We start from the raw sequence: 20,462 nt of genomic DNA on the forward strand, positions 1-20,462 counted from the left end.
ACGTTCTGTCACACAAAGGAAACGTGGGCATCGACGGTCCTCGGGTGGTGAGAACCGCTGCGAGCGCTGATAATCGAGGGGCATCACGACAGATGAGGGAGGCCCGATGGCGACGGTTGGTGACGTCGCCGATCGTCTTGGCCTGCTGACGCTGACACCTGCTCCGGCAGAACGGACTCTACGGCTCCAGGTTTCGCGTGCCGTCGAGCTCGGAGACGTGCCGCTGACGGCAGTTGCGGCCACTGATGTCGTCTGCGTGGCCGGGGTGGGATGGACAGCAGTGGGCGAACCGGATTCGTTCGCGGCTGCCATTCGCGAATGCGGTGTTCCGGCGATCGTCGTGGACACCGACGACGACCGCCTGTCGGCCGAGTTCGTGTCGTCCTGTGTTCAGCACGGCGTCCCGATCTACATGCTCCCGCGCGAGCGCACGTTCGCCGACCTGATCGGCTGTTTCGTACCGCAGACACCGGTGGCCGGTAAGGCCGACAGTGACGCGGGGCAGGTGTCCGTGATCACCGATGTGCTCGCGGACTTCTACCGCAAGTCCGGAATCATCGGTGCAGTCGTACTTCGGGGCGCCGTCATCGCCGCCTCGCCGTCCTCGGTCGATCTCGACCTGGTCTCGAAGACGATCGCACTGGCACCAGTCCCGATGCACACGATCCCGGGTACCGCGGCCGCGTTGCATGTCGCACTCCCCAATTCGGGGGCCGCGCTGGCTCTCTCAAATCCCAACCGGAGGCCGTTCGAGCCGACGCGCGTCCGCAAGCTCGCCAATGACACCGACCGGGCCGTGCAGATCTTGGCTGCGCAACGGGCGATGCGCAGGACGCTCGAGGAGGCGCTGCTCCGCGAATTGATCGACGCGCGGATCCCCGCCGCCGCTATGGATCCCTGGGTCGAGTCGTTCGGGTACGTTGCCGGTGACCGAGTACGTGCGGTCGCGGTAATCGTCGGTCCCCAGAGTGACACGACTCCGACGGAAGTGGTCGAGGCGCTCCATGATCTCGGGGTGTGCAGTGGAATGGCGACAGTGGCCGCGGCACGCGACTCCGAGGTGTTCGCGTTGATCAAGACCGGGACGGAGAAGGAACCGAACCCGCTGGCCCGCAGCGACTTCGATGCGCAACTGGCCACCTTCGAGCGAATGTTCGTGGCCCGGTACGCCGGTCTCGCGATGGGCGGCAGCTCGTACGTCATCCGCAGCAGTGATGACCTCATGAGGGGACTGATTAACGCGCGTCAGATGGCTGAGAGACAGTCCCGTGCGCAGGACCCGGAAGGGGGGTCGGCGATCACGCTGTCGGTGCCGCTGGCGGCGACCTTGCTGGCAGGGGTACCGGAGCGTGCAAAGACCCTGCACGATTCGGTGCTCGGGCCGGTACTTGCCTACGACCAGGGCAAGGACACAAGTTACCTGTCGACACTGACGACGTTCTTCGCGCTGGACTGCCACTCGGGTGCGACGGCGAACGAACTCGGTATCCACATCAACACGCTCCGGTACCGGCTGTCCCGGATCGAGAAGCTCACCGGCCGAAGCCTCGCGTCGACGGCGGACCGAACCGACTACTACCTGGCGCTATGCGTCGGCGAGGCGATCGGGGACCGGCGGTAGCGCATTGCCCGACCACCAGGGATCGGGCAGTCGGGCGTCGAAGGTGTTGATGACCTCGTAGCGTCCGCCGGCGGCACGTCCGACATATGACGGGTGCGCGCTGTAGTGGTTCGCGCGGAAGTAGAAGGGCGACCCTTCTGGGTTGGACTCGAATCGAATCCCGATCAGGGCGCGTGCGAGATCATCGACGCCCACCGACCGCGACTGTTCGGCGGCCAGGGCGAGCGCATGAACGGCGTTGTAGGCCCCGACCTGTGCCGCGTGGCTCCAGCGCTGCCCACGGGCTTCGAGGAGCTCACGGCGATATGACGCGTTGAGCGGGGATGAGAGGTCGCAGAAGTACGTCGCGACCATGTAGTGGCCGTCGCTCACCTCCGCCGGCATGTGGGCGAGGTCGAGTTCGGTGGTGACGGTCGCGGCGATCGGCGTCGAATCCGACGTGAAGCCGGCCAGGTGGAACTGTGTGTAGAAAGCCGTTGTCGAGTCTGCGCCGACCAGATTGCAGATCACCACCGACGGCTGCTGCTCACGGATGTCGTCGATGACGGATTCGAACTTGGTCTCGCCAAGCGGCGTGTACCGATCGCCGACGATCTCGATGCCGACCTGCCCGGATAGTCTCCGAATCGCTTCGGCCAGCACTCGAGGATAAATGTAATCCGACCCCACCACGTACACCCGACGACCCAACGTCTCCGCGACCCAGGTCAGATAATCGGCGATGTACTGGTTGGGGGCCGCGCCGCAGTAGAAGATCCGGGAGTCGGTCTCCTCGCCTTCGAAGTAAGTGGGATACATGAGCAGCGAGGCGTTTTCATGGATGGCGGGGGTCAACGCGAGCCGTGCGGCGGAGGTGTACCCGCCGACGATCGCATCCACGTTCTCGACGCGACACAGATGTTCGACACCCCGGGCCGTCGACGACACCTCGGAGAGGTCGTCGAAGACGGCTACCTCGACTTCGGACCCGAGAACGCCTCCGCGCGCATTGATCTGGTCAACCGCCAGCATCGCACCGTCGAGGATCGATTGCTCCATCTCGGCCTGGGCGCCCGACAGCGAGAAGAGCATGCCGAGTTTCACGTCGGTTCCCGATCGGTGTGCATGACTGTCACTATGCCAGCTACCGCGCGCCTCGGCTCGCGGGAGAAGCAGGGACTCAGCGCAGTCCCTCGCCCGCGAGCAGCGTGAGGTAGCTCGGATGGTCGGGGTCAAGGACAAGGCGCTGTTTACGGCCGCGGGCCTTGATCAGATCGGGCACCACGGTGAGGTAGCGGGGGAGGCTCGCCGCGTAGACGTCGACGCGCAGGCGGTGGCCCGGCTGCAGGACCGCGTCGGTCGGGACCAGGTCGACGTCGATGCGAACGGGCTCGTCGGCGGGCACGGGGAGCTTGCGCTTGCGGGACAGGTAGTGATGCGCCGAGAGCAGGCTGCCGTCGGACGCGTAGGTCGACTTGCTGCGGTCCAGCGCACGATTCGACGCCGAGAGGGCGCCGTTGGTGAGCACCGTCGACGCGCCGTCGGGCGCGACGTCGTTCACGGTCACCGCCCAGATCGCCTCATGGGCGGTGGTGGCCACGTTGAGTCGCAGGTTCATCGCGCCGCTGATCGGCGTGGCCTCGGTGACCGGTGCGGTGGTGAACGACAGTGCGCCACGCTCCTGGAAGCGTGCGTCCTTCGCGTAGTCGGCGCCGAGGATCATGGTGGCGCCGGCGGTCACCTGGGTCATGTCGCGGGATCGGAGTCCGCGGGTGTCGGGTCGGACGTGGAGGGACGAGACTCCCTGTGCGGGAGTTGAACCCAACGTCCCGTCGTGTACGGCGTGGTCTGCGGTCGCCGACGTGTCGGGCGTCAGGTACAGCCGCTTCGGCGCGACGCCCGGGCGCGGGAAGTTCTGTCCGGCGGTCCAGGCACCGCCCTGCTGCAGCATGGTGACCGGCCCGTAGAACTCGATGCCGTTGCGGTGTCCCTTGAGCCAGCGGTCGAACCAGGCGCGTTCGAGGACGTCGAGACGCGGCGGCGCGAACTTGCCGCCATACCCCGAACCGACGTCGAGGTGATAGCCGTCACCGACGATCATCTGCTTGCGGCCGGGTTCCATGTTCAACCGCTCGTATACGCCGGTTGCGCTGCGGCCGAACAGATCATGCCAGGCGCCGACGGTGAACGTGGGAGCCTCGATACGGTCGACGATCGGGTCGCGCTCGTCGAAGTACGGGTCGTCGAAGATGCGTGGATCGCGGGCGGTGAGGAAACCCCAGAGGAGCGAGGGGATCTCGGTGGCCGGCGACTTCACCCGGTCGACGGCCCATTTCAGTGCGTGACCTCTGGCGATGTCCCGAATGATGTTGGCGGGGTTGGGAACCCATTTGAGCACGTTCACCGCCGACAGCCATACGGGGATGAACGCCGACGGCATGCCGCCGGTGATGTAGATGTCGCGCACAATGTCGTCGCAACCCTCCACGGCGAACACGGCTTTGAGTTGCGGCGGGCGCTTGTCGGCGGCCTGCAGCGAGTTGATCGCCGAGTACGACCAGCCGGCCAGGCCGACGGTACCGTCGCACCATTCCTGCTCACTGACCCAGTCGATGATCTCGACCGAGTCCTCCTGCTCGCGCGGGCCGAGAATCTGCCACTTGCCGTGGCTCGCACCGGTACCGCGGACGTCGACGACCACCTGGACGTAGCCGCTGCGTACGAGATTGCGGTTGATGCCGAAGACGTCGAAGACGCCGCCCGACAGCGTCTGGGTGAGGGTGGTGAGGCCCTCGAGTGCGGTGCCGGTCGCATCGATCGACGCCGACGCGGTGTGCAGCGCCTTGCCGAGCACGGGCGCGTGCAGCGCCTGGTCGATGAAGTCGATGGCCGCCCGGTTGTACGGGTTGATGTTGACGATCGCGGGGTAGGGGGTGAGGACCGTCTGCCCGAACCGGTTGGCGGGGCGGATCACGGTGGCGCGCAGAATCACCCCGTCGCTCATGGTGATCGAGACGTCGCGGTCGATGGCCACACGCGGGTACAGCTGCTTGCCGTCGACCTGCTCGCGCCAGCGGATGCCGTCGGCACCTCCGGTCGGGTCGCCGAGGGGGAGGGTGCCGAAATGGGGTGCTTCCGTGGGGCGTCGCGACGGTGAAGGAACCGGCCGCGCACGGCGTTCCGCGGGATCCAGCTGATACGTCATGGTGCACCACCCTGCCTGGGGTGAGAGGTGTCGCACCGGGAGTGCTGCTGGTCGAGATGGCCGGGTGGACACCGACACCCCTTCGTGTCGGTCGTGAGCGCCGGGCCGGCTCCGCTGGCGGCGGAAATCGGTGTGTTCCAGGTCACCTCACGCGTTCGCTGAAGAATAGCTCAGCTCCGGTATCGGATGGCTAACCAGGTGGCCTCGGTTTGGCCATCGGAGGTCTACGGCCGGTCACATTCCGGTAGCGACAGGTCGATCGCGGCGGCCGCCTCGAGGACCATCCACGCCGACAGTTGCACCGACAGGTCGCGTTCGGGGACCTCTGAGGGCATCACCGCACCCGCTACGAACTGGGCTTTCTTGCCTGTGGCGGTGGGTACGACGGCCTGGCTGCGCCAGTCGCTGGGAAATACGACGCGGCCGCGGACCTCGGTGCGGTTCGACCACGCCGCATCGGCGCTCGAGATCACGATCCGGGCTGCCCGGGCACGCAGTTCATCCGAACCGTCGACATCCGGCAGGTCGGTGGCGATGAGCCCGAGATAACGGGCGAGCACCCCGTGGAACAGGCCGCCGTCGCCACCACCTCCGCCGTGGATCACCCCGTCGGTGCACGAATGCTTCTCGACGGCACCGAGCAGACGGGCCAGACGGTCCAGATGTCGCTGGTCACCGGTTGCGCGGAAGGCTTCCAGCTCGGCGCCGAGAACGACGCCCTGACAGTAGGTATAGGTACCGGTTTCGGCCTTCAGTGAACCGTCGGGCTGCTTCTTCAGGCCGTCGATGACCAGGTGCGTCTTCGGGTCGATGAGGTTGGCGTCCATCCAATCGCACATCGCCACAGCACGTTCGACGTGACCGGTACGGGCGACCAGGATCGCGGCGGGGCCGTTCGCCGGGGCGTTGAAGAACTGGTCGGTCGTACGCCAGGGGATGCCGCCGCCGTCCTCGGGGACCCACGCGTCGAGCATTCGTCGCGTCAGGATCTCCAGGCCCCGCCGGTGGTCGAGGTCGAGGTGACGGTCGGCGCGTTCGACCGCCAACCCCAACCAGGCCATGTCGTCGTAGTAGTTGTTCGTCCACCGTCCGAGGTTGCGGACCTTGATCCCGCGCAACACCCGATTCGCGTCGTCGGCGACATCGGGATCGAAGGAACGGTCGCCGTACCCCGAGCCCTCGGGTCGGTGGATCGCGGCGTCGACGAGCAGGTCGACGAGATGCGCATGCCACCAGTAATGCCAGGATCCGAGATGCGCCGCGACGAACCCGATCGGCCACGCGACCGCCGCCGTGCGCGTCGCCGGCAACCAGAAGGCCCGCTGCAGGTGCCGCGCCGTGACCGCGTCCATGGCGGCCTGCGCCCGCTCGTTGGGGTCGTGCACGTCGGTCGATTTGGTTTGTTCCCCCACAGGGACGTAGCCTAGTCGTCGGTGTGATGCACAACCGTGCGTCGTATCGGTTCAACCAGAGACCGTTGGTCGTCGGGAACTCCCGAACGAAGGCGCGACAGAGTCGCCGGCCCACGCAGGATGAACGAGGAATGTGGTCCCACACATCAGTGTGCGTCTTCACGCCCCGTGCCTGCGTGCCGGGGCGTTTGTCATTTCCGCCGTCGATCGCCTCCACGGCCCGTCGCTCAGTTGAACCCGACCAACTCAAGTGACGAGGAGAGGAGGCGAAGTATGGCCAAGTCCGAAAAGGTCGCCGCTGTTGCGGAGATCGCAGAGCAGTTCAAGGGCTCCACGGCGGCAGTGGTCACGGAATACCGTGGACTCACCGTCACCCAGATCTCCCAGCTGCGACGTTCCCTCGGTGAGGGTGCAACCTACTCCGTCGCCAAGAACACCCTGGTGAAGCGTGCCGCAGCTGATGCGGGCGTGGAAGGGCTCGACGAGCTGTTCACCGGTCCGACCGCCATCGCCTTCATCGAAGGTGAGCCGGTTGTGGCCGCGAAGGCGATCAAGACGTTCGCCAAGGACAACAAGGCTCTGGTCATCAAGGGCGGGTACATGGACGGCCGCGCGCTGTCCGTTGCCGAGATCGAGCAGATCGCCGACCTTGAGACCCGTGAGGTCTTGCTGGCCAAGCTCGCCGGCGCCATGAAGGGCAACTTGGCTAAGGCAGCCGGTCTGTTCAACCAGCCGGCATCGCAGGTCGCGCGTCTCGCAGCGGCCCTGCAGGAGAAGAAGAACGAAGCCGGCGAATAACTCGCCGCACCAAAGCCAGTCCCCGGACCGTACGGGGATGCACACCAACCCCGTACGGGGACTTACAGGAAGGACGCCACCATGGCGAAGCTCACCGCTGACGAGCTCATCGAGCAGTTCAAGGAACTGACCCTGCTGGAGCTCAGCGATTTCGTGAAGAAGTTCGAAGAGGTCTTCGAGGTCACCGCGGCCGCTCCGGTCGCCGTTGCCGCTGCAGGCGCACCGGCTGCCGGTGGCGCCGAGGCTGCTGCCGAGCAGGACGAGTTCGACGTCATCCTCGAGGGTGCCGGCGACAAGAAGATCCAGGTCATCAAGGTCGTCCGCGAGGTCGTCTCGGGTCTGGGCCTGAAGGAAGCCAAGGACCTCGTCGAGGGTGCTCCGAAGGCTCTCCTGGAGAAGGTCGACAAGGAGGCCGCCGAGGCTGCCAAGGCCAAGCTCGAAGAGGCCGGCGCCAAGGTTTCCGTCAAGTAAGACTCTCTTACTCGACTCCACGAGCCCGGGACAGCGTTTGCTGTCCCGGGTTCGTTGTCGTTCGGGGATCTGGATTGATGTCGCACGAGCGGGGCGAACATGGGTACCGCTCGTCGCGCTCTCACCTTCGCCGACGCCCGGTCGGAGAGCGTCGGGGAATCGTGGAGTGGTGCGCAGATGATCGCGGCCGGGCTGCCGCTGCCTCGTGTCCAGCACACGTTCCAGATCCCCGATGGGGAAGCGAGGTCGGACTTCGACGGGGACGGCCGAGTCGTCGGTGAGTTCGACGGCCTGCAGAAGTATGGTCGGCTGCTGCGCCCGGGGAGACGGCGGCCGCAGCGTTGATCCGCGAGAAGAAGCGAGAGGACGCGCTCCGGGCGCAAGGAATCATGGCGATCCGCTGGACCTGGTCCACTCTGGAACGCGGAGAGTTGGTCGAATCGATTCGGCCTTGGTTGGTGCCTGCCGGACTGCTGGCGGCCTGACCGGACCGTACTCCGGGGGATGGTTGGTGCGCTTCGTGGACGTCCGTCTCCCGACGGGAAGTCGCGTGCGACTCCATTCCGGCCGAACGACTTCGGTCGATGTCGCACAGTCGAAACGGCGTCCACCGGAGTGACCTGCGACTCTGCGTCGGGCGTCACAGGGGGTGGTTATGTCCGACTTCCCTCACTTCGTTCCATCCGCTAATGTCATCGACGCGGCGGGGGTTACCGGTTGGTAGCTTCCTCGTCGTCAACGCTGAGTAGCTCCGGTCGCGTTGTGGGTGGACTCTGGTCGGTTACAGTGACCCCAACCACAAATGCCACCGGCTGGTGTGCGGCCACACCGTGGCCGCTCTCGGGGGCAGCGAACGTCTGGAGGAAGTTGTGGGTGTAGAGGTCAGTGTCGAGGGGCTCACCAAGTCGTTCGGATCTCAGAACATTTGGCGTGATGTCACTCTGACCCTTCCGGAGGGAGAGGTCTCCGCACTGCTCGGACCGTCGGGTACGGGTAAGTCGGTGTTCCTGAAGACCTTGATCGGTCTGCTGCATCCCGAGCAGGGCTCGGTGATCATCGACGGCACCGACATCACGCAGTGCTCGGCGAAGGAGCTCTACGAGATCCGCAAGCTGTTCGGCGTCCTGTTCCAGGACGGTGCGTTGTTCGGTTCGATGAGCCTGTTCGACAACATCGCGTTCCCCCTTCGTGAGCACACGAAGAAGAAGGAGAACGAGGTCCGCGACATCGTCATGGAGAAGATCGACCTGGTCGGTCTGACCGGTGCCGAGGACAAGCTCCCCGGCGAGATCTCCGGCGGTATGCGCAAGCGCGCCGGCCTGGCCCGCGCCCTCGTTCTCGATCCCCAGATCATCCTGTGCGACGAGCCGGACTCGGGTCTGGATCCGGTTCGTACCGCCTACATCTCGCAGCTGTTGATCGACATCAACGCGCAGATCGACGCGACGATCCTGATCGTGACGCACAACATCAACATCGCTCGAACGATCCCGGACAACATCGGCATGCTGTTCCGCAAGGAGCTGGTGATGTTCGGTCCGCGCGAGCAGCTGCTGACCTCGGAGCAGCCGGTGGTCAAGCAGTTCCTCTCCGGCGACCGTTTCGGTCCGATCGGCATGTCGGAGGAGAAGGACGAGGCCGTCCAGAAGCAGGAAGAGGCCATGCAGGCCGCGGGTATCTCCGGTGGTGGCACCAAGGAGGACTTCACCGAGATCATCCCGCAGGTCCAGCCCAATCCCGGTATGCCCGAGCGCAAGGCCGTCGCCCGTCACCGTGAGCGCGTCCACGCGATGCTGCCCGACCTGCCGAAAAATGCGCAGGAGGCGATCCTGCGCAGCCAGGAGCAGGAAGACCAGATCCGCGCCGAGAGCCGCGCGCACGCCGAGGGCATGGCCAACGAGGGCGGCGGGCGCCACGGCAATTCGGGCGACAACGAATGGACCAAGGCCTCGGACGGGAACGTGGCCGTCGCCGACCCCAAGACCGACGTCATCGACTACGGCGGCAGCGATGCGCCGACCGAGCAGTGGCAGACGCCCGGTGGCGGCGACGCACTGACCAAGCCCAGTCATCGTGCTGCTGACGGGAACGAAGGGCGGACCATCTAGGGATGACGAATGCCACCACGCGTGGCGTCGACCGAATCGCGCAGGCCGGAACAGGTGCACTCGCCCAGACCGGCAATATTGTTCAGCTCTTCGTCGATGTTGCACGCCAGACCTTTGTGCGGCCGTTCCAGTGGCGGGAGTTCATCCAGCAGGCGTGGTTCATCGCCAGTGTGACGATCCTGCCCACCGCCCTGATCGCGATTCCCTTCGGCGCCATCGTCTCCTTGCAGACGGGCTCGCTGATCAAACAGCTCGGTGCCGAGTCGTACACCGGTGCGGCCAGCGTGCTGGTCGTCATCCAGCAGGGTTCGCCACTGGTGACCTCGCTGCTCATCGCGGGTGCGGCCGGATCGGCGGTCGCCGCCGACCTCGGTTCGCGCACCATCCGTGAGGAGATCGACGCCATGGAGGTGCTGGGCATCAACCCGATCCAGCGTCTCGTGGTCCCGCGTGTGCTGGCCATGGTCCTGGTCGCGATGCTGCTCAACGGCCTCGTCGCCGTCATCGGCATCGGTGGTGGTTACTTCTTCAACGTGGTGGTGCAGGGTGGCACCCCGGGCGCCTACCTGGCGTCGTTCGGTGCCCTCGCCCAATTGCCCGACCTTTACGTCTCGACGCTGAAGGCAGCCATCTTCGGTGTGCTGGCGGGCGTCGTCGCCTCCTACAAGGGGCTCAACCCCAAGGGCGGGCCGAAGGGTGTGGGTGACGCCGTCAACCAGAGCGTCGTCATCACCTTCCTGCTGCTGTTCCTCGCCAACCTGATCATCACTGCGGTCTACCTGCAGATCGTTCCGCCGAAGGGGAGCTAGACGTGACCGATGGTGGCGGTGGCGTGACGATCGCCAAGAGCAGGCCCGAGTACTACATGTACGAGGCCCGCAAACAGCTGGGCAAACCACTCAAGGTGCTCGACGGTGCCGGCGAGCAGATGTCGTTCTACGGCCGCACCCTCGCGTGGATGCCGAAGACGCTGGTGCACTACACCCGTGAGGTCATGCGTCTGCTCGCCGAAGTCGCCTTCGGCTCGGGCGGACTCGCGGTCATCGGCGGCACCATCGGCGTGATGGTGCTGATGTCAGGTTTCACCGGCGTCGTCGTCGGCCTGCAGGGCTACGCCGCGCTCGACCAGATCGGGTCGCAGGCCCTGACCGGCTTCCTCTCGGCCTACGTGAACACCCGTGAGGTGGCGCCCCTCGTGGCCGGCCTCGCCCTGTCCGCGACCGTCGGCTGTGGCTTCACCGCGCAGCTCGGCGCCATGCGCATCTCCGAGGAGATCGACGCCCTCGAGACGATGGCCGTGCCGTCGATCCCATTCCTGGTGTCGACCCGCGTGATCGCCGGCTTCATCGCCGTCATCCCGCTGTACGTGCTGGGTCTGCTGTCGGCGTATCTCGCGTCGCGAGTGGTGACGACTGTCTTCAACGGGCAGTCCGGCGGCTCGTATGACCACTACTTCAACCTGTTCCTGCCACCGGCCGACGTGCTCTGGTCGTTCGGCAAGGTGCTGGTCTTCGCCTTCGTGATCATCCTGGTGCACTGCTACTACGGCTACTACGCATCCGGTGGTCCGGCAGGTGTGGGCGTGGCCGTCGGTCACGCGGTCCGAGCGGCGTTGGTCCTCATCGCGGTCCTCGACTTCTTTCTGGGACTCGCCATCTGGGGCACCACCACGACGGTCAGAGTGGGAGGTTAGGCGTGTCGACCCTGCGTAAGAGGCTGCTCGGCCTGGTCTTCTTCATCGTGGTCGCACTGTTCCTGACCGCGACCATCACCAAGTTCAACAAGACGTTCCAGGACTTCACCGACGTCACCCTGCTGACCGACTCCACCGGCAACGCGCTCCCCGCGAACGCCGACGTGAAGGCGCGCGGCATGATCGTCGGCGAGGTCCGTGCGGTCAAGCCCGCCCCCGACGGCTCGGTGGAGGTCATCCTCGGCCTCGATCCGACCAAGGCCTCGGAGCTGTCCGACAAGACCACCGCGCGCATCCTGCCGAAGACGCTCTTCGGCGAGCGGTACGTGGCGCTCCAGGTTCCCGAGGACAACACGGGACCGACGCTGACCAACGGCGCGACGATCGAGACCGATAGCAGCGGCAACGCCCTCGAGGTCCAGCAGTTGTTCGACAAGTTGCTGCCGGTGCTCGAGGCGATCCCGCCGCAGGACCTCAACGCGACACTCACCTCGTTGTCCAAGGCGTTGTCGGGACGCGGTGAGCAGCTCGGCACGACGCTCGAGGAGCTCGACCAGATCTTCGTCGCGGTCAACCGGAACCTGCCCGACCTCGAGGGCACCCTCGAGGGACTGGCGTCCTTCTCGCAGACCTACTCGCAGGCGCTGCCCGACGTCGTCGATGCGCTGGACTCGTTCCGCACCACGTCGAACACCATCGTCGAACGGCAGAGCGATCTGCGGACACTGATCGCGACCCTCGGTGTGGCGTCCGACGACCTCACCGGATGGCTGCGCCAGAACCGGACCGACCTGATCGACCTGTTCGTCGACTCCGAGCAACTGCTCGTCGGGTTGGCCAAGCAGTCCCCGACGTTCGTCTGCACCTTCCGCAACTTCGCCGGCCTGATCCCCGAGTCACGCAACATCGTGGGCGAGGGCACCAAGAACCCCGGTGTGCGCGTGAACCTGCAGTTCGTCAACCCCCGTGGCCGTTACCTACCGAACCAGGACGAACCCCGCTTCATGGATCTCGACCCGCCCGCCGTGTGCTACGAGCCCGCCAAAAACGGTCGCCCGTTCCCGCAGTACCCGGGTGGCGGCCTCGCCGACGGCAGCTACCAGCCGCCGTCACGCAACGCGGGCCCGCGGACCGTCAAGCAACTCCCGCAGCCGCAGTTCAGCGGGATCCCCGCGGGAACGGTGAAGCCCAACCCGTTCGACGACCCGGACTATCGCAAGCAGCTGCAGGTGATCTACGGCGCGACCACCGGTGAGTCGCCGGAGTCGGTGCCGACCTGGGTCACCATGATCGCCGGCGGCGCCCTCCAGGGAGCGAAGGTCGACATCAAATGAGGTCGATCGTCGCGCCCCTGGTCAAGCTGATCATCTTCGCGGTGGTCACCGTGGTCACCACCAGCCTGCTCGCGCTCACCATCGCGAACGCCGGCGGTGACGGCGGCGCCGAGTTCAAGGCCGTCTTCTCCGACGCCACGCTGCTGAACGCCGGAGACGACGTCCGCATCGCCGGCGTCCGGGTGGGACAGGTGGAGAAGGTCGAGGTCTACGACCGCAACCGGGCGATGGTCTCGTTCAACGTCGACCGCGACCGGCTGCCGGACGGCACGCAGCTCTACATCCGCTACCGGAACCTCACCGGTCTGCGATACCTCGGCCTCGAGCGGGGAGCGGGTGACCCGTCGCAGACCGTGCCTCAGGGCCATACCTTCGGTCTGGAACCCGGCAGCACCGACACGCATCCGCCGGTGAACCTCACCGAACTGTTCAACGGGTTCCGCCCGCTGTTCCAGCAGCTGTCGGCCGAGGACGTCAACAAGCTGACCGAGCAGATCATCGCGATCTTCGACGGTCAGGGCGGCTCGATCACGCGCCTGGTCAGCGACACCGCGGACCTGACGAACGCGATCGCGGACAAGGACAAGGTGATCGGTGAACTGATCGGGAACCTCACCAAGGTCCTCGACACCGTCAACCGCAACGACAAGCAGTTCACCAGCCTCCTCGACAACACCGAGAAGCTCGTGACCGGCCTTGCGGGGCAGCGCGGTTCGGTGGGGTCGGCGATCACGTCGGTGTCGAACCTGACCTCGGTCACCGCGAACATCCTCGGCGCGACGCGGCCGTCCATCCAGGGCGACATCGCCGGTCTGAAGTCGCTCGCCGACCAGATCAACAAGCGTGACGCGGACATCGAGGAGACGCTCACCAACCTGCCGATCAAGGCGCAGAAGATCGGCCGGGCCGCGACCTTCGGCTCCTGGTTCCAGTTCTATCTGTGCGGCATCGACGTGGTGGCCGGCAACGGCAAGTCGACACTGCTGACCCAGCCGGTGGTTCCGCTGCCCGACATCAATCACGTGCTCTACACCAGTGCGGCAACCCGCTGCTGGGCCGACGAGAAGCCAGGGGGGTGACCACGATGGCAGACCAGTACGACAACCAGGACGACGCAGCCAGGGCGGATGCGCCGAAGCAGCACCCGCATCGCCGGTTCGGTGGTCGACGCAGCCCGGTGAGCATCGGTGCCATCGGCATCCTGATCCTGATGATGCTCGGACTCAGCGCGTTCTACCTGACCGACGTCCCGCTGCTGGGCGCCGGCGCCCGCTACACCGCGAAGTTCAGCGAGGCCGCCGGGCTCAAGCCCGGCAACGAGGTGCGTGTCGCCGGCGTGAAGGTCGGCGAGGTCGACGACGTGAAGCTCAACGGAGACCGCGTGGACGTCACCTTCAAGGTGGAGAACACCTGGATCGGTAACCAGACGCAGGCCTCGATCCAGATCAAGACGATCCTGGGTCAGAAGTTCCTGTCGCTGAACCCGCGCGGCAGCGAGCCCGCCGATCCCGACGTCCCGCTGACCGACACGGTCGCGCCCTACGACGTCATCGAGGCGTTCTCGGCGGCGACGAATCAGATCGAGGACTTCGACAACGATCAGCTGGCCGAGTCGATGCGCGTGCTGTCCGACGCCTTCTCGGGCACCGCCGGCACCACCGGCCCGGCCCTCGACGGCCTGGCGCGTCTGTCCAACACGATCGCCAGCCGTGACCAGGAGGTGCAGAAGCTCCTCTCCGCGACCAAGGACACGTCAAAGCTGCTGGCCGATCGCAACGAGGAGTTCGTGCGCCTGATCGCCGGTGCGGGACAGCTGCTCGACGAGCTGAACAACCGGCAGCGGTCCATCTCCGCGCTGCTGGCCAGCACGACGAGCCTCGGCGACTCGCTCACCGGCATCGTCCGTGACAACGAGGAACAGATCGGACCGGCGCTCGACGCGCTGAAGGGCGTCAACGAGCTGCTGCAGCGCCAGAACCAGAACATCCGCGACTCGATCAAGTACATGGCGCCGTTCTATCGGCTCTACGCCAACGTGCTCGGTAACGGTCGCTGGTTCGAGTCGTCCGTGGTGAACCTGCTGCCGCCGGCGCTGCCGCAGCAGAACACGACGCGTCCGCCGAACAAGACGCTGGACCAGAACAACGGCGGAACGGAGGCAGGCTGATGACCGCGCCAGACCTGACACAGACCTCCGGCCCCGGCCGGTGGTTCACACCCCGTCACATCGTGGCGCTCGTCCTCGGCCTGATCATCGCGCTGGTCGTCGCCGGTGCGCTGTGGTGGGTGTTCTCGTCGATCGGGACCACCAAGATCACCGCGACGTTCAAGCGTTCGGTCGGCATCTACTCCGGTTCCGACGTGCGCATCCTCGGCGTGGCAGTGGGCAAGGTTGACTCGGTGACGCCGCAGGGCGACACCGTGAGGGTGACGATGACCGTCGACCGCGGCATCACCCTGCCCGAGGACGTCCGCGCCGTGCAGGTGATCCCGTCGGTGGTCGCCGACCGCTACGTGCAGCTGACCCCGGCCTACACCGGTGGGCCGAAGGCCTCGCGTGACATCACCCTCGACGTGAACCAGACGATGGTCCCGGTGGAGGTCGACGAGCTCTACCGCAGCGTCAAGGAACTGTCCGACGCTCTCGGTCCCGACGGTGCCAACAAGACCGACGGCACCGGACGTCAGGGCGCGGTGAGCGAACTCGTCGCGACCGGCGCCGCGAACCTCGAGGGCAACGGCGAGAAGCTCGGCGCGGCCATCGAGAACCTGTCGAAGGCCACCACGACCCTCAGCGACTCGCGCGGCAACCTCTTCGACACGGTCAAGAACCTCAACACCTTCGTCGGCGCGCTGCGCGAGAACGACGCCCAGGTGCGGCAGTTCAACACGCAGATGGCCTCGTTCAACCAGTTCCTGGCAGGCGAACGCGACCAGCTCGCGTCGGCGCTGAACAAGCTGTCGATCGCCCTCGGCGACGTGGCACGCTTTCTCGACGAGAACCGTGAGCAGATCGGCGAGACCGTCAAGGATCTCCAGCCGACCACTCAGGCGCTGCTCGACCAGAAGACCAACCTCAAAGAGATCCTCACCGTTCTGCCGGTCACGATCAGCAACCTGATCAACGCCTACGACGCGGAGTCGGGAACCCTGGCGATGCGTCTGACGATCCCGGATCTGCAGGACCTGATCGGCGCCCAGTGCCGGCTGCTCGATCTCGGTCAGCTGCTTCCGGGCAACCCGCAGGCCACGCAGTTCAGCAACACGCTCCGGCCGCTGATCAGCCAGTGTGAGGCCCTGGGCAAGCAGATCACCGACGGCGTGCTCGAGCCGCTTCTGCCGGTGCTCCCCTTCGGCATCATGAGCAACAACAAGCTGCAGAGGGCGCCGGTCCCCGGCACGGTCCCGGGTAACCCCGATCCCGAGCTCGGCACCCCGTCATCGTCGCGGGCACCCGCGCCGCCGGCCGCACGTGCACCCGCATCGTCGTCGACCACCAAGTCCACCACCCCGCGACCCCGGGGAGGCAACTGATGAACCCGCGTTCCATGCGTGCGGCACTGGCCGGTGCGGTCCTGTCGCTGACGGTGCTCGTGTCGGGCTGCATGTCCAACGGCATCCAGTCGCTGCCGCTGCCAGGTGGCGTCGACACCGGCGGCGACCCGCGCACCTACAAGATCCAGTTCGACGACGTGCTCGACCTCGTACCCCAGTCGATGGTCAAACGTGACGGCATCCCCGTCGGCCGAGTGACCAAGGTCGAGGTGCCGAAGGATCAATGGTTTGCGCAGGTCACGGTCGAGGTGAAGAACGACGTCGACCTGTCCGACGAATCCGAGGCGAGCGTCCAGCAGACCTCGCTGCTCGGTGAGAAGTTCGTCGCGCTGAGCGAACCCGACGGCAGCGCCGACGCGCCGCGCCAGAACCCGGCGGAGCCGATCCCGACGTCGCGGACGCGCACCGCCACCGACATCGAGCAGGTCCTCGGCGCGCTCGCGCTGCTGCTCACCGGCGGCGGCATCAACCAGATCCAGCCGATCGTCACCGAGCTGAACAAGACGCTCGACGGCCGGACCGACAAGGTCCGCGACCTCATCGATCAGTCCGAGAAGCTGATCGCCGGTCTCAACCGCCAGCGTGACGACATCATCGGCGCCATCGACGGTCTCGCCGAGCTGTCGGCGCGTACCGAGAAGCAGACCGCGCAGATCGACCGCATCCTCAAGCAGCTGCCGGAGGGCATCGAGGTGCTCGAGGAACAGCGCCCGCAGTTCGTCGAACTGCTGACCAAGCTCGACCAGCTCGGTCAGGTCGGCACCGACGTGCTCGGCAAGTCGCGCAAGGCCCTGATCAACGACCTGAAGGCGCTGCGCCCGGTGCTCACCCAGCTCGCCGCGGCCGCCCCGGACCTGATCACCGCCGCACCGCTAATGCTGACCCATCCGTTCCCGGACTGGCTGCTGCCTGGTGTGAAGGGCGACGCGACCAACCTCTTCATGACGCTGGACCTGCGCATCCTCAACCAGATCGAGGCTCTCGGCGTGGGGCAGGGGACACCGAAGTACTCGCCGCCGGCCCGCGTGAAGGTGCCCGTCGACAAGCGGAACCCGTACTACGGCGGTAACGGACCTCGCTACGGCTGGCCGACCATCACGCTGTTGCCGCCCGGCCCGAACTGGCGGCCGGGACCGAACACGCCGCCGTCCGGCGGGCGTTACCCGGCGGCATCGTTCTCACGATCGGCCGAGGGCGCCGGCCCGATGCCCGCACCTGCGAAGCCGGGACAGGGCATTCTCGACGGCCCGCTCGCGGCGTTGGGTATCGCACCCAAGTCGCAGGCACCTACAGGAGCAGGACGATGACCAGCAGACTCGTCAAGATCCAGCTGATCGTGTTCGTCGTCGTCGGCCTGATCGCGCTGGTGTATGTCGGTGCCAAATATGCGCGGCTCGACAAGCTCGCCGGTGTCGGCATGTACACGGTCACCGCGGAGCTGCCCGATTCCGGCGGCATCTTCACCAACGCCGAGGTCTCGTACCAGGGTGTCCCGGTCGGTCGTGTCGGTGGACTCACGCTGACCAAGACCGGCGTCGACGTCGCCCTGGACATCGACTCGGGCGGCCCGGACATCCCGGCGTCGGCGACCGCGGTCGTCGCGTCTCGTTCGGCGATCGGTGAGCAGTACGTCGACCTCCAGCCGACCTCCGCGGAGGGGCCGTACCTCAAGGGCGGCGATGTCATCACGAAGTACAAGCTGCCCGAGCCGCTCGAGGACGTCGTGAAGTCGGCGATCGACTTCACCTCGTCGATCCCGGTCGACGACCTGCACACCGTGATCACCGAGCTCGGCAAGGCGTTCAACGGTCAGAGCGAGAACCTGACCCGCCTCGTCGACTCGCTGGGCAAGCTGTCGCGCGCAGGTGTCGACAACCTGCCCCAGGTCGTGTCCCTCATCCAGGACTCGAACGTCGTGCTCGCGACACAGGCCGACCAGTCGGACGCGATCCTCACGTGGTCGCGGAACCTCGACCTGGTCACCGCGACCCTCGCGTCATCAGACCCGGACCTGCGGCGTCTGCTGACCACCGGCACCCTGTCGGCGACGCAGATCTCCGAGCTCATCCAGAAGAACGGCAACGACATCTCCAAGGTCGTGAAGGACCTCTCCGAGGTGGCCCGGACCATCGAGCCGGCCACCTACACCACGTCGATGACCTTCGCGATGCTGTCCGCGTTGTCGGCAGGCAGCCACTCGCCGGCCCCCGGCGACGGCCAGATCCACTTCGGCGTCGTCCTCGAGACCAACAACCCGGCCGCATGTACCCGGGGCTACGAGAGCACCGACGCGGTCATGGCCGAGATGCGACGCAAGAACCCGAACTTCGACAAGCACTACGACGAATTCCCGTTCAACACCGAGGCCAAGTGCACCGTGCCGCTCGGCAATCCGACGGGTGTGCGCGGTGCGGATCGTGCGCAGTACGCGAATCCCGCGTACCCGCAGCCGTGGGACTCCACGCCGAAGAAGGACCCCGACAAGCTGAACCTCAACCCGTTGGCCCAGCAGCTCGCAGCGCTGCTCGGCGTGCGGCCCAAGTAGACGAACGCAGGCCGTCCAGGGCCCGGACTCCGCCCCCCGGCGGACTCTCGGCCTTGGCCTGCGCTCAGGAGCGATCTATACAGTGTCTTCTGCTATGACCGGCACCCCCGAACCCTCACACTCAGCACACTCGGACACTGATCCGACCGAGAAGAGCACCCGACCCGCGTGGACGCGGATCGCCGGTGTCGCGCCGCTCGCCCTGGCGATCATCGCGGTGATCGCGGCGACGGTCTGCGTGGTCGTGTTCGGAGTGCGCGCCTACGACGTCTACGCGAACCAGTACCCCGCGCAGCAGACGCGTGACGACGCCACCCAGGCGGCCGAGCAGGCCGTACTGAACGTCACCACGATCGATCCCACCGATCTCGACGGCTTCAAGAAGCGTGCCGAGGCCTCCCTGACCGGCAAGGCCAAGGAAGAGGTGCTCGGCGGCAAGGACGGCAGCGTGCTCGACATGCTGTCGCAGGCGGGACCCGAGGCCGCCAAGCTCAGCGCGCGCCTGGTGCGCAGCGCACCGACCGAGGTCAACCCCGACGAGAAGAAGGCCAAGGCCCTGGTCTACGTCGTCACGACCCTCGAGCGGCCCGGCCAGCCCGGCGTCGACGAGACGCGCGGATTCGACGTGAGCATGGTCAAGGACGGCGACCTCTGGAAGGCCGAGAACCTCCTCGGCCTGGAAGGCATCGCCTACGCAGACGCGGGTCAGGCCGGAAACGGTCAGGCGCCCGCGCCGGCACCGGGAGGCGGAAACTGATGGCCCAGAACCCGAGGAAGCCCGCAGGAAAGCGTCGCCCGACGCCGAAGGTCGCCGGACACACCCGTCCCGTCCGTCCGGAATCCGATGAGGTCACCGCCGACACCGGTGTCACCCCGTCGACGTCCGACGAGGCGACCACCGACGCCGGCGTCTCCATGTCGAAGTCCGACGAGGTCACCACCGTCGCCGAGTCGCCCGCCACGCCGGACCTCACCGAGTCCGATTCCAGCAAGCCCGACCTGACCAAGCCGAAGAGGCCGGTCTCCCGGGTCTCGACCCTGCGTCCCAGCTCGACCGACCCGACTGCGGCGGACGCGGCGGCCGACACCTCAGGGGACGCCCCTCGAGGCCGGCGGGGGAGCGGTGTGGGCGAGAAGGTGCGGTCGACCCCGCTCGCGGCGATCCTCGCCGCGGTCGCGGTGGTCCTCGGCATCGCCGCCCTGGTCCTGGCCTTCCACCCCGGTGCGAGCATCGGCCCGAACAAGGCCTTCATCGAGCGTGAGGCCACCTCGGAACTGACCGGGCAAGCGCAGCAACGGATCTGCGCGGTGTTCGGTTACGAGCACACCGAGCTCGACGACTGGCAGAAACGCGCACAGGATGCCCTGACGGGGCAGGCGCGCGAGGAGTTCGACAAGACCTTCAAGGCGCAGAAGGACCTGATCACGCAGACCAAGACCGGTGCCGAGTGCCGGGTCGATGCCCTGGGCGTCAAGGACCTGGCCGGCGACCGTGCGACCGTGATCGCCAACCTGATCATCAGCGAGACGCAGAACAGCATGGCCACCAACAGCGGTGCACCGCGCGCGCAGTTCGCCATGGTCAGGGAGGGCGACACGTGGCGGATCCAGGGCGTCGAGCCCTTCTGATCGCCAGGTCACCGGGTGAGTCCCGGGACAAGTTCGCCAAATTGGCGCGTACCGCTTGACGTTTGGGCGTTGTCGGGCCAGGCTGTGACCAGCGATTGAGTGCAGGCAGCCA

17 protein-coding genes and 1 pseudogene are annotated in these 20,462 nt (G+C 66.4%); 15 read left to right on the forward strand and 3 right to left on the reverse strand.

The features are described 5' to 3' along the window. Nucleotides 1–106 precede the first annotated feature (106 nt). Nucleotides 107–1,621: a helix-turn-helix domain-containing protein gene (locus tag M1L58_RS05915; protein WP_248658181.1), complete on the forward strand. Its 1,515-nt coding sequence runs from the start codon at nucleotides 107–109 to the stop codon at nucleotides 1,619–1,621. Here the strand turns inward: M1L58_RS05915 and M1L58_RS05920 are convergent. The 3 genes from M1L58_RS05920 to M1L58_RS05930 form a co-directional block, all read right to left on the reverse strand. Beyond that, nucleotides 1,586–2,692, reverse strand: coding sequence for a transporter substrate-binding protein (locus M1L58_RS05920; RefSeq protein WP_282578394.1), 1,107 nt, complete (start codon nucleotides 2,690–2,692; stop codon nucleotides 1,586–1,588). The genes M1L58_RS05915 and M1L58_RS05920 overlap by 36 nt on opposite strands. Nucleotides 2,693–2,780: 88 nt before the next feature. Continuing rightward, nucleotides 2,781–4,805: a CocE/NonD family hydrolase gene (locus M1L58_RS05925; protein ID WP_248658183.1), complete on the reverse strand. Its 2,025-nt coding sequence runs from the start codon at nucleotides 4,803–4,805 to the stop codon at nucleotides 2,781–2,783. Nucleotides 4,806–5,029: 224 nt separating this feature from the next. Next, the gene (locus tag M1L58_RS05930; protein ID WP_248658184.1) at nucleotides 5,030–6,217 is read right to left on the reverse strand and encodes a glycoside hydrolase family 76 protein; all 1,188 of its coding nucleotides are present in this window, start codon (nucleotides 6,215–6,217) and stop codon (nucleotides 5,030–5,032) included. Nucleotides 6,218–6,490: 273 nt separating this feature from the next. Between M1L58_RS05930 and rplJ the strand changes: the two genes are divergently transcribed. The 14 genes and pseudogenes from rplJ (at nucleotide 6,491) to M1L58_RS06000 (ending at nucleotide 20,350) form a co-directional block, all read left to right on the forward strand. Then, entirely contained in the window at nucleotides 6,491–7,015 is a 525-nt protein-coding gene (rplJ, locus tag M1L58_RS05935) for a 50S ribosomal protein L10 (protein ID WP_006865201.1), read from the forward strand. Between the two features lie 81 nt (nucleotides 7,016–7,096). Continuing rightward, a complete protein-coding gene (gene rplL / locus M1L58_RS05940) occupies nucleotides 7,097–7,486 on the forward strand; it encodes a 50S ribosomal protein L7/L12 (RefSeq protein WP_006865200.1) in 390 nt (129 codons plus the stop codon). Nucleotides 7,487–7,588: 102 nt separating this feature from the next. Beyond that, nucleotides 7,589–7,971: pseudogene (locus M1L58_RS05945) on the forward strand (hypothetical protein); the annotation flags it as partial. 384 nt (nucleotides 7,972–8,355) lie between these two features. Continuing rightward, nucleotides 8,356–9,594, forward strand: coding sequence for an ABC transporter ATP-binding protein (locus M1L58_RS05950; protein ID WP_006865198.1), 1,239 nt, complete (start codon nucleotides 8,356–8,358; stop codon nucleotides 9,592–9,594). A 2-nt stretch (nucleotides 9,595–9,596) separates the two neighbouring features. After that, on the forward strand, nucleotides 9,597–10,403 hold the full coding sequence (locus M1L58_RS05955; protein ID WP_006358237.1) for an MlaE family ABC transporter permease: 807 nt from the start codon (nucleotides 9,597–9,599) through the stop codon (nucleotides 10,401–10,403). 2 nt (nucleotides 10,404–10,405) lie between these two features. Then, nucleotides 10,406–11,287 (forward strand): MlaE family ABC transporter permease, encoded by an 882-nt coding sequence (locus M1L58_RS05960; protein WP_006865197.1) that lies wholly within the window; start codon nucleotides 10,406–10,408, stop codon nucleotides 11,285–11,287. A 2-nt stretch (nucleotides 11,288–11,289) separates the two neighbouring features. After that, the gene (locus M1L58_RS05965; RefSeq protein WP_248658185.1) at nucleotides 11,290–12,621 is read left to right on the forward strand and encodes an MCE family protein; all 1,332 of its coding nucleotides are present in this window, start codon (nucleotides 11,290–11,292) and stop codon (nucleotides 12,619–12,621) included. After that, a complete protein-coding gene (locus M1L58_RS05970) occupies nucleotides 12,618–13,700 on the forward strand; it encodes an MCE family protein (protein ID WP_248658186.1) in 1,083 nt (360 codons plus the stop codon). Before M1L58_RS05965 ends, M1L58_RS05970 begins: the two co-directional genes overlap by 4 nt. Before the next feature lie 5 nt (nucleotides 13,701–13,705). Further along, nucleotides 13,706–14,788: an MCE family protein gene (locus M1L58_RS05975; protein ID WP_248658187.1), complete on the forward strand. Its 1,083-nt coding sequence runs from the start codon at nucleotides 13,706–13,708 to the stop codon at nucleotides 14,786–14,788. Continuing rightward, nucleotides 14,788–16,155 (forward strand): MCE family protein, encoded by a 1,368-nt coding sequence (locus M1L58_RS05980; RefSeq protein WP_248658188.1) that lies wholly within the window; start codon nucleotides 14,788–14,790, stop codon nucleotides 16,153–16,155. The genes M1L58_RS05975 and M1L58_RS05980 overlap by 1 nt, the downstream gene beginning before the upstream one ends. Then, nucleotides 16,155–17,483: an MCE family protein gene (locus M1L58_RS05985; protein ID WP_127963665.1), complete on the forward strand. Its 1,329-nt coding sequence runs from the start codon at nucleotides 16,155–16,157 to the stop codon at nucleotides 17,481–17,483. The genes M1L58_RS05980 and M1L58_RS05985 overlap by 1 nt, the downstream gene beginning before the upstream one ends. Continuing rightward, entirely contained in the window at nucleotides 17,480–18,721 is a 1,242-nt protein-coding gene (locus M1L58_RS05990) for an MCE family protein (protein ID WP_248658189.1), read from the forward strand. Before M1L58_RS05985 ends, M1L58_RS05990 begins: the two co-directional genes overlap by 4 nt. A gap of 94 nt (nucleotides 18,722–18,815) precedes the next feature. Next, nucleotides 18,816–19,478: a hypothetical protein gene (locus M1L58_RS05995; RefSeq protein WP_248658190.1), complete on the forward strand. Its 663-nt coding sequence runs from the start codon at nucleotides 18,816–18,818 to the stop codon at nucleotides 19,476–19,478. Then, the gene (locus M1L58_RS06000) at nucleotides 19,478–20,350 is read left to right on the forward strand and encodes an ARC6/PARC6 family protein (RefSeq protein WP_248658191.1); all 873 of its coding nucleotides are present in this window, start codon (nucleotides 19,478–19,480) and stop codon (nucleotides 20,348–20,350) included. Before M1L58_RS05995 ends, M1L58_RS06000 begins: the two co-directional genes overlap by 1 nt. Nucleotides 20,351–20,462 lie beyond the last annotated feature (112 nt).

The organism is Gordonia sp. C13 (assembly GCF_023218005.1).
Taxonomy (GTDB): Bacteria; Actinomycetota; Actinomycetes; order Mycobacteriales; family Mycobacteriaceae; genus Gordonia; species Gordonia namibiensis.

Coding starts and splice junctions, on each gene's coding strand:
- M1L58_RS05915 (WP_248658181.1), top strand. CDS start 107: ATGGCGACGGTTGGTGACGTCGCCGATCGTCTTGGCCTGCTGACGCTG.
- M1L58_RS05925 (WP_248658183.1), bottom strand. CDS start 4,805: ATGACGTATCAGCTGGATCCCGCGGAACGCCGTGCGCGGCCGGTTCCT.
- M1L58_RS05985 (WP_127963665.1), top strand. CDS start 16,155: ATGAACCCGCGTTCCATGCGTGCGGCACTGGCCGGTGCGGTCCTGTCG.
- M1L58_RS06000 (WP_248658191.1), top strand. CDS start 19,478: ATGGCCCAGAACCCGAGGAAGCCCGCAGGAAAGCGTCGCCCGACGCCG.
- M1L58_RS05980 (WP_248658188.1), top strand. CDS start 14,788: ATGACCGCGCCAGACCTGACACAGACCTCCGGCCCCGGCCGGTGGTTC.
- M1L58_RS05920 (WP_282578394.1), bottom strand. CDS start 2,692: ATGCTCTTCTCGCTGTCGGGCGCCCAGGCCGAGATGGAGCAATCGATC.
- M1L58_RS05990 (WP_248658189.1), top strand. CDS start 17,480: ATGACCAGCAGACTCGTCAAGATCCAGCTGATCGTGTTCGTCGTCGTC.
- M1L58_RS05975 (WP_248658187.1), top strand. CDS start 13,706: ATGGCAGACCAGTACGACAACCAGGACGACGCAGCCAGGGCGGATGCG.
- M1L58_RS05955 (WP_006358237.1), top strand. CDS start 9,597: ATGACGAATGCCACCACGCGTGGCGTCGACCGAATCGCGCAGGCCGGA.
- rplL (WP_006865200.1), top strand. CDS start 7,097: ATGGCGAAGCTCACCGCTGACGAGCTCATCGAGCAGTTCAAGGAACTG.
- M1L58_RS05970 (WP_248658186.1), top strand. CDS start 12,618: ATGAGGTCGATCGTCGCGCCCCTGGTCAAGCTGATCATCTTCGCGGTG.
- M1L58_RS05995 (WP_248658190.1), top strand. CDS start 18,816: ATGACCGGCACCCCCGAACCCTCACACTCAGCACACTCGGACACTGAT.
- rplJ (WP_006865201.1), top strand. CDS start 6,491: ATGGCCAAGTCCGAAAAGGTCGCCGCTGTTGCGGAGATCGCAGAGCAG.